The following is a 7608-nucleotide window of genomic DNA, read 5'->3' as shown; positions in this document are numbered from 1 at the left end:
CGCGAAACCGGCCTCAAAGACCCCGAGAAGAAATCGCAGTACATAGAACGTCATCGCGTTGGTAACAAACATCATTGTCGCAGAGGTGATTCCCCATAGAACCATGATCCGGAAGAGGGTCTTGCGAGTGCCGATTTTCTCCAGCAACAAGTTGCTGGGGACTTCGAAGAGAGCGTACGCGAGGAAGAAGATCCCGGCTGCCAGACCGTACGCTGACTCGCTGATCCCTACATCCTCGGTCATCTGAAGCTTTGCGTACCCGATGTTTACCCGGTCTAGGTAGGCGAAGGTGTAACAGAGCACAAGCAGCGGCAGAATCCGCAGGCCGATTTTCCGATAAAGCTTGTCGCGATCGATAGTGGCGCCAATGTCGACCATAGTGGTGTTCTCCAACTCTTGCCAGATGTTCTGCACGGCGGCCGTTGCCATGGAATGTTGACAAGAGTGCGTGAGCACCGGCATCCCACCTACAGAATGATGGAAAAATGCTAATTCTCGGCATATTTTGATTGAAAACGACATTGTCGGATCCCGCCGAAGGGAAGGGGCCACATGCTAGACGAACTCGACCTTGCGTTGGTAGATGCTCTGCAGGTCAACCCACGCGCCAGTTGGGCGGCGCTGGGTGATGTCCTCGAACTGGCGCCGGTCACTCTGGCACGTCGATGGCAGCGGCTCGCTGAATCGGGGGCGGCGTGGATCTCGGTGTCGTTAAGTAACTGGGGGTCCCGCGGTGCGGTAGTAGAATTCTTGTGTCGGCCGGGGTCCGAGTTGTCCGTTGCGCGGGAGCTGTCCGAGGTCCCAAACATCAGCACGGTTTGCGTCACAACCGGTGAGTATCAGGTGCTGGCGCTGATGCTCGCCCCCACTCTTGCTGGCATCTCTGTTGCCTTGTTGGAAGCGCTGCCGGTTCCTGATGCAGTTGTTCGTCTACGCACTCACGTTTACGGAAGCACGTTCGGAGGAATTTTCTGGCGTCTGGGTGTCTTGAATCGCATGCAGATGGACCAGGTCCGCGATGAACTGGGAAAACCCCCATCGCCGATAGCTCGTGCGGAAACCACTCCGCAGAGCAGATCATTGGACAGCGGGGATCACGCCTTGTTCCTGGCGTTGGGACATGACGGCAGGCGTGCCTACACCGATCTCGCCGATGATCTCGGCAGCACACCCCAAGCAGTGAAACGAAGGCTGGACCGCCTGCGTCGCCATGGCGATATTGTCTTTCGATGCGACGTGGCACGTTCGCTCGTAGGTTGGCATTCCATGGCTCTGTTCTGGATTCGGGTGCCCGACGCAGACATGCAGGTGGTCGGCCGTTCCATCGGAACCTGGTCCGAAACACGCCATTGTGCAGCTGTCGCCAGCCCTGCAAACCTTTGCGTCATCGTGAATCTGCGTTCTCTGGAACATCTCGACGAGCTGCTGCTTCGGCTGGCTCGGGATCACCCTTCTGTGGAAGTGGTCGACCGTCGGTTGGTTCTGCGCCAGGTGAAGGTCTACGGGCGGATAGTCGACGAGCAAGGTCGGTGCGTCCGAGTCATTCCGGTGGATCCGTGGTTCCGTACTGAAGACCACCTGATATAGGCAGCTGCTGGCGGCACCCACACCCGCACCCTGTCGCGTTCTGAATCGTCCCGAGTTGATGCACACCTAACACCGCGATCAGTTCGGGGTCGTACGGATCTGCCGTGCGCTCAGTGCACGATCGCCCCGAGAACCTTCTACGCCTGGCTGACGCGGCCGTTGTCGAGGCGGGCGTTGTGGGACGCCACCATCACCGCGGTGCTGGCCTCGTACTGCGTCGAGCGTGACGAGCACGGTAGGCGCAGACCGGGAGTCGCTGTACGGCTCGTTGAAGATGTGGGCCCACCTGCGCCGCCAGGGTATCGAGGTGGCCCGCTGCACGTGGAGCGGCTCATGCGTGTCAACGGGTGGGGTGGTGCCACCCGGGCGAAGAGGGTTCGCACACCGTGCCGGAGCTATCGGTGCCGGCGGCCGCCGGATCTGGTCGACCCGAACTTTCGGGTCGACCGGCCCTACGCCCTCTATGTCGCAGACTTCACGTACGTGCGGATGGTGCCCGGCTTCGCTACACGACGATCGTGATCGATGCGGTCACCGGGACGTCCTCCGGTGCGCCGAGACCTCGAGCGGGCATTCTGGGCGCGGATCGCCGAAGGTCTCACAAGGGCGAATCAGCGACAGCGTGCGGCGTGTCGGGGCCGGTAGGGACATGTTGGTTCCGCCAGGCTGGCGGGATGCCACCGATCGAGTCGATCCCGGTCTCGGGGAGGTACCTGTCGTTCACCGAACGCGAGGATATCGCGCTGCGGCGAGCCAAGGGTATGAGTATGCGCGGCATCGCTGACCGACTCGGACGATCCCCGTCGACGATCTCGCGAGAGTTGCGGCGGAACGCCGCCACCGGTAATGGGAAGCTCTCATACCGGGCGTCGACCGCACAGTGGAAGGCCGACCTCGCCGCCAGGCGCCCGAAGCCGGCGAAGGTCGCCGAACACGATCGATTGATTGGCCGCAACAAGCCTCGGCGCGGTGACCGTTGGTGGGCGACGGCGTGGAGTCCGGAGCAGATCTCGAGTCGCCTACCGATCGACTATCCGGAGGATCCGTCGATGCGCATTTCACATGAGGTGATCTACCAATCGCTCTTCATCGAGGGGCGTGGCGGCTTGGAGCGGGAGCTCGTCGCGTGCCTGCGCACCGGTCGGGCGGTACGTAAGCCTCGTGCGCGAGCACGGAAGCAGCGCATCGGTTTCATCACCAATGAGGTGACCATCGGAGCTCGGCCGGGGGAGGTCGAGAGTCGGAAGACGCTGGGGCATTGGGGGGCGACCTCACTATCAGGTATGAACCGGTCCGCGATCGGTACGCCGGTCGCGCGCACCAGCAGATTCACGACACTGCTACATCTGCCGCGCCTGAAAGGTTATGGGATAGCGGCGATGATGAAGCACGGGCCAGGCGCTGTCCGGATATGGTTCGGTGTCCGTTCGTGATGCTCTGGCCGCGACGCTGACACCATTGCCCGAGCATCTACGCAGATCCGTGACATGGGATCGGGGAAGGGAACTGGCGCGTCATGCTGAGTTGACGGCACCAACGGGTATCCGTGTCTACTTCTGCGATCCGTAAAGTCCATGGCAGCGCGGGACGAGCGAGAACATGAATGGGCTCCTGGGGCAGTATTTCCCGAAGGGTACTGATCTGTCGCGATACAAGTTCCGTGAACTTCAGGCGGTCGCTGATGCGCTCAACAACCGCCCTCGAAGATCCACGGTTGGAGAACTCCAGCGGAAGTGTTTGCCGGACAGGTACACTCGTCCTCACGGCGCATTGTTGCGACGACCGGTTGAATCCGCCCACCTCTGCGTGGGTGTATTGGTTCAACACCGCCAGGCTTATGCACCGCCTCGGGCGGATCCCTCCAACCGAGTACGAGGCCACGAAACTACGCTGAATACCGTGCCGACCGACCGGTCGCACACAAATGACACTGTGTGCATCAGACTCGGGATGGTTCATTCAGCGCGGTAGGTTACAGATTCACTGATGGTAACTTGTGCGACGTCACCAGCCCATTGTCAGTGGTCGGCAGCTTCCGAACTGTTCATCGCGGGCCAGTGCTCGAAGCTTCGCAGTGGGGCATAAGTGCCGGCGATGATCCGGAACACGGCGGTGCGGTTTCCGGGCGGTGCACGCCAAATGGAGCGGCATCATTGTCGAATCTGTTGGGTGGTTGGGGGTATCGACCTCCCACTGGATGCAGCGAACCGGCGGAGGGTGGGGCGAGCTCGGCGGCTGCGAAGCGATTGCCTGGCGCTGATGTCGTCTTGGTCGCCACCGGTACGGGATCGGGGAGCCGATGGTGTGGTTGCATCGGCTCCCCGGGATCGGTGTTGGGGCGGAGGACTTTGACGATCCCCCGCGACTGTGGGGTTCTCGATCGTCGAGGGGGTATCGGATGTTTGCCCGTCCACGATCTGCCGAAGGGTGCGGCGCAGGATTTTGCGGGATCGGGTTCTCGGCAGCCTGGGAACGATGTCGACTCCGGAGAGGGAGGCGATGGCGCCGATCTTTGCGCGGACCAGGTCACTGAGTTCGGTTGGCAGGGTGTCGATGCGCTCGGAGTAGATGGTTGTCGGGACCACGAGTGTGGCGAGAGCGACAGGGGGAGGGGTGGTTTGATCCAGGCTGGGCCTTCTCGCCGGGCCGGGACCGGGTTGCCGTCGCTGGCCTTGGTAGTAGGCGTGCTCAGACCGGACTGCGGTGGCACCGTTGATGTCGACGCGCGCCCAGCGGCAACGCCCCTATTACTTGAACAATCCGTGGATGAGGCGTTCGGGCTGAGGCACAGAGGGTGGTGCCGGTCGTCCGGCGAGTGCGCACAGGGTGTCCGGCAGTTGCGGCGGTGTAACCCTCGGGTTGGTGCGCGTCCTCGTCAGACGACCGGCCATCGCGATCAGTCGTCGAGCACTGCCAGGGCGTCGACCTCGACGAGCAGGCCTGGCGGAAGCTGCATGTAGACGGTGGTGCGGGTGGGGAAGGGCTCGCCGACGGCGGCGGTGTACGCCTCGTTCATCTCGGCCAGATGGGCGGGGTCGGTGAGGTATACGCGCAGCATCACGACGTCCTCGAGGCCCGCGCCGCCCGCCTCTAGGACGGCGGTGACGTTGCGCAGGGCCTGTGTGGTCTGTTCGGCGACCGTGGTGCCGGCGACCTCACCGGTGTCCGGGTCGAAGGGGAGCTGCCCGGAGACTTGCAGGAGGGGGCCCTTGCGGATGCCTTGGGACAGCGGGGCCGGCAGGGTGGGTGCGTTCTCGGTGGTGATGACGGTTCTGGTCACGGTGTTCCTTGTAGGGGTTGCGGACGGATCGATATGCGGGTCAGTTCCAGGCTTGGCGCTCGCGGCTTCTGGGGTCGTCGACCTGGGTCCAGTGGGCGTCGATGCGCATCGTGGCCCGGCGCTCGGTGTCGTACGGGTCCCAGCCGGGGTCGCCGGTCTGGGCGAACCGGACCCAGGCGGCGTGCATGCGGGTGGCGAGATCGGTGGGGGGCTTGTCGGGGCCGAGTAGGGCGTCGGGGCCTTTCAGCTCGGGCCGATCCGTGCGGTCGAAGACGAAGGGCAGCTCGACCGCGTGGGTGGCGCCGAGCTGTCCGTCCAGGGCGTGGGAGCGCCAGGCGAACTCGTAGGCGTAGGTGGCGGACTCGGGGTGTGCGGCGTGTGCGCCGGCCAGGGCCCAGCTGCCCGCGCCGAACAGTGCGTCGCCCATGATGGCGGAGCGCAGCTCGCCGGCGGACGACTCGGGGCGTGTCGTGCGGTAGGTCTCGACGAGTTGCGCCGGTTTCGGGTGCGAGCGCACCGCCGTGTCGTCGACGTCCCCGGCGGTCGAGGTGGAGTACTTGCCCACGGGGACGAGGTAGAGGTGTCCCTCTTCGGTGTTGGTTCCGATGAGCAGGTCGATGTCGCTGCTGTGCCCGGCGGCGACGGATTCGGCGGGCTGCGTGTCGAGGACGAGGCTGAAGGGGCTGAGTCCGATCAGTGGGTCGTGGTGGGTCTCGGTGTGCAGGTCGATGCCCGCGAGCCGGGAGGCGGCCTCGACCAGGCGGGCGTCGGAGATGTCCGCGAAGGAGTCGAGGTGGGGCTCGATGTCGAGGGCCTCGGCTGCTGCCTGGGTGACGCGGGCGGCCTGCTCGGTGGTGAATGCCCCTAGGCCGCTGCCGCTTTGGACGATGGCCCGACGGAAGAGGCCCGTGGCGTCGGGGGTGGCGAGGACGCCGCCGACGATGGTCGCCCCGGCCGACTGGCCGAAGAGGGTGACGTTGTGCGGGTCACCGCCGAAGGCGGCGATGTTCTCCCGCACCCAGCGCAGTGCGGCGACGACGTCGAGCAGGCCGCGGTTGGCGGGCGCGCCGGGGATGTCGAGGAATCCGGCGATGCCGAGTCGGTAGTTGAGGGTGACGAGGACGACGCCGTCGCGGGCGAAGGCGGAGCCGTCGTACATCGCGGACCGCGTCGATCCGGCGACGAATCCGCCGCCGTGGACGAACACCATGACGGGCAGGTCGTCACCACCGCTACCGCCGTCGTCGGCGGGTGTGAAGACGTTGACGGTGAGGTAGTCGTCGCCGCGGCTCCAGCCGGTGCCGAAGTAGGGGGTCATGTTCACGCTGCCGAGCTTGCGTTCGGACTGCGGCGCGTTGGGTCCGGGCACGGTGGCGTCTCGTATGCCGTCCCACGGCTCGTGCGGCTCGGGCGGCGCGAATCGGCCGGCGCCGCGGGGCGGGGCGGCGTAGGGGATGTTGAGGAAGGCGGCGGTGTCGCCCTGGCGCAGGCCGCGGACGGTTCCCTGTGCCGTGGTCACGATGGGGTCGGGGTGGTGGAGGTTCACGGTGGTGACTTTCCTCAGGGTCTCAGGCCTGCTCGGTGTACGGGGCGAAGGGGGCCCAGCCTTTGATGGCGAATTTGTCTGCCTCGCGGACCACTTCGGCGGCGCCGTGGCCGCCGAAGTGCGCGGGGATCACGAGGGCGTTGTTGTCGGCCGCCCAGCCCAGCACCTTGCGGCGGGTGGCGCGCGAGCCCGCGGGGTCCTCGCAGAAGCAGCTGTTGGCGTGGGGCTCGAGGATCTGCACGGGGCTGTGGAGCATGTCACCGACGAACACCGCGCGGTCTGTCCCGGAGGTGAGGGTCAGCACGGAGGAGCCCGGGGTGTGTCCGGGAGCCGGGTCCAGGCGCAGGTCGGCGTCGATCTGGTGGCTGTTCTCCCACAGCAGCGTCTGGCCGGCCTGGTGCACCGGGGCCACGCTGTCTTCGAAGACGTTCTGGTTGCCGCGGCCGAGCAGTGGCTTGTGGCCGTTTGCGGGATTCCAGAAGTCGAAGTCGTCCTTCGGCATCAGATAGGTGGCGTTGGGGAACGTGGGCACCCACTGCCGGTCGTGCAGGTACGTGTTCCAGCCGACGTGATCGATGTGGAGATGGGTGTTGATCACGATGTCCACGTCCTCGGGCTCGACGCCGGCCCGGGCGAGATTGGCGAGGAAGCCTGTTTCGAGGCGGTTCCACACCGGTGCGTAGGGGCGGTCCTTGTGATTGCCCACACCGGTGTCGACCAGGATGGTCTTGCCCCCGCTGCGCAGCAGCCAGGTCTGGATCGCGGAATTGACGATGTTGGTCTCGGAATCGAGGAAGTCCGGCGTCAGCCAGGAGGCGTTGTCGTCCCACACCTCCTTCGGGCTTTCCGGGAAGAAGGTGTCGGGCGTCATGTCGACGGAGCCGTAGTACTCCCATACCCGGGTGATGGTGACATTGCCGAGCGTGATCTGGTCCATGAGGTGTCCTTGGGGAATGTGGAGGAATTCCCTAGAAACAGTACGAGCGGCCCCGGCGCGCGCGGTATCGGTAACGTGAACCATCCCGGGTCTCATGCACACACTGTCATTTGTGTGCGACCGGTTGATCGGCACGGTGTTCAGCGTAGTACTTGGCTTCGTACTCGGCCGGTGGGATCCGCCCGAGACGATGCATGAGCCGGCCGGTGTTGTACCAGTGCACCCACGCCGAGGTGGCCTCCTCGACGTCACCGATGG

At 64.8% G+C, this 7608-nt stretch carries 6 protein-coding genes and 3 pseudogenes; 3 read left to right on the top strand and 6 right to left on the bottom strand.

The window, feature by feature from the left end:
• Positions 1-522: MFS transporter (locus tag AC1D1G_RS38215; RefSeq protein ID WP_477956184.1), on the bottom strand; the 522-nt coding region annotated here is incomplete at its 3' end.
• 30 nt (positions 523-552) lie between these two features.
• Here AC1D1G_RS38215 and AC1D1G_RS38210 point away from each other — a divergent pair.
• The 3 genes and pseudogenes from AC1D1G_RS38210 to AC1D1G_RS38200 all read left to right on the top strand — a co-directional run bounded on the left by AC1D1G_RS38210 (position 553) and on the right by AC1D1G_RS38200 (position 3377).
• Complete coding sequence (locus AC1D1G_RS38210) at positions 553-1587, top strand: Lrp/AsnC family transcriptional regulator (protein WP_477956183.1); 1035 nt, start codon at positions 553-555, stop codon at positions 1585-1587.
• A gap of 70 nt (positions 1588-1657) precedes the next feature.
• Positions 1658-2138, top strand: a pseudogene (locus AC1D1G_RS38205) (IS3 family transposase); the annotation flags it as partial.
• A pseudogene (locus tag AC1D1G_RS38200) lies at positions 2113-3377 on the top strand (IS30 family transposase). The pseudogenes AC1D1G_RS38205 and AC1D1G_RS38200, both read left to right, overlap by 26 nt.
• Before the next feature lie 360 nt (positions 3378-3737).
• Here AC1D1G_RS38200 and AC1D1G_RS38195 read toward each other — a convergent pair.
• The 5 genes and pseudogenes from AC1D1G_RS38195 to AC1D1G_RS38175 all read right to left on the bottom strand — a co-directional run.
• Positions 3738-4172 (bottom strand): AMP-binding enzyme, encoded by a 435-nt coding sequence (locus tag AC1D1G_RS38195; protein WP_477956182.1) that lies wholly within the window; start codon positions 4170-4172, stop codon positions 3738-3740.
• A 311-nt stretch (positions 4173-4483) separates the two neighbouring features.
• Positions 4484-4867: a RidA family protein gene (locus tag AC1D1G_RS38190; protein WP_105421003.1), complete on the bottom strand. Its 384-nt coding sequence runs from the start codon at positions 4865-4867 to the stop codon at positions 4484-4486.
• Positions 4868-4907: 40 nt separating this feature from the next.
• The gene (locus AC1D1G_RS38185; RefSeq protein ID WP_477956181.1) at positions 4908-6413 is read right to left on the bottom strand and encodes a carboxylesterase/lipase family protein; all 1506 of its coding nucleotides are present in this window, start codon (positions 6411-6413) and stop codon (positions 4908-4910) included.
• A 22-nt stretch (positions 6414-6435) separates the two neighbouring features.
• Complete coding sequence (locus tag AC1D1G_RS38180) at positions 6436-7350, bottom strand: MBL fold metallo-hydrolase (protein WP_477956180.1); 915 nt, start codon at positions 7348-7350, stop codon at positions 6436-6438.
• Between the two features lie 106 nt (positions 7351-7456).
• Positions 7457-7608: pseudogene (locus tag AC1D1G_RS38175) on the bottom strand (IS3-like element ISMyma10 family transposase); the annotation flags it as partial.

Source organism: Rhodococcus sp. P3_B8 (genome assembly GCF_056402775.1).
Note: the sequence above shows the minus strand (reverse complement) of the source record. Positions and strands in the feature narration are given on the sequence as shown.

Bases quoted from the DNA above. Each gene is read 5' to 3' on its own strand.
- AC1D1G_RS38210 (WP_477956183.1), top strand. From the start codon at position 553: ATGCTAGACGAACTCGACCTTGCGTTGGTAGATGCTCTGCAGGTCAAC.
- AC1D1G_RS38180 (WP_477956180.1), bottom strand. From the start codon at position 7,350: ATGGACCAGATCACGCTCGGCAATGTCACCATCACCCGGGTATGGGAG.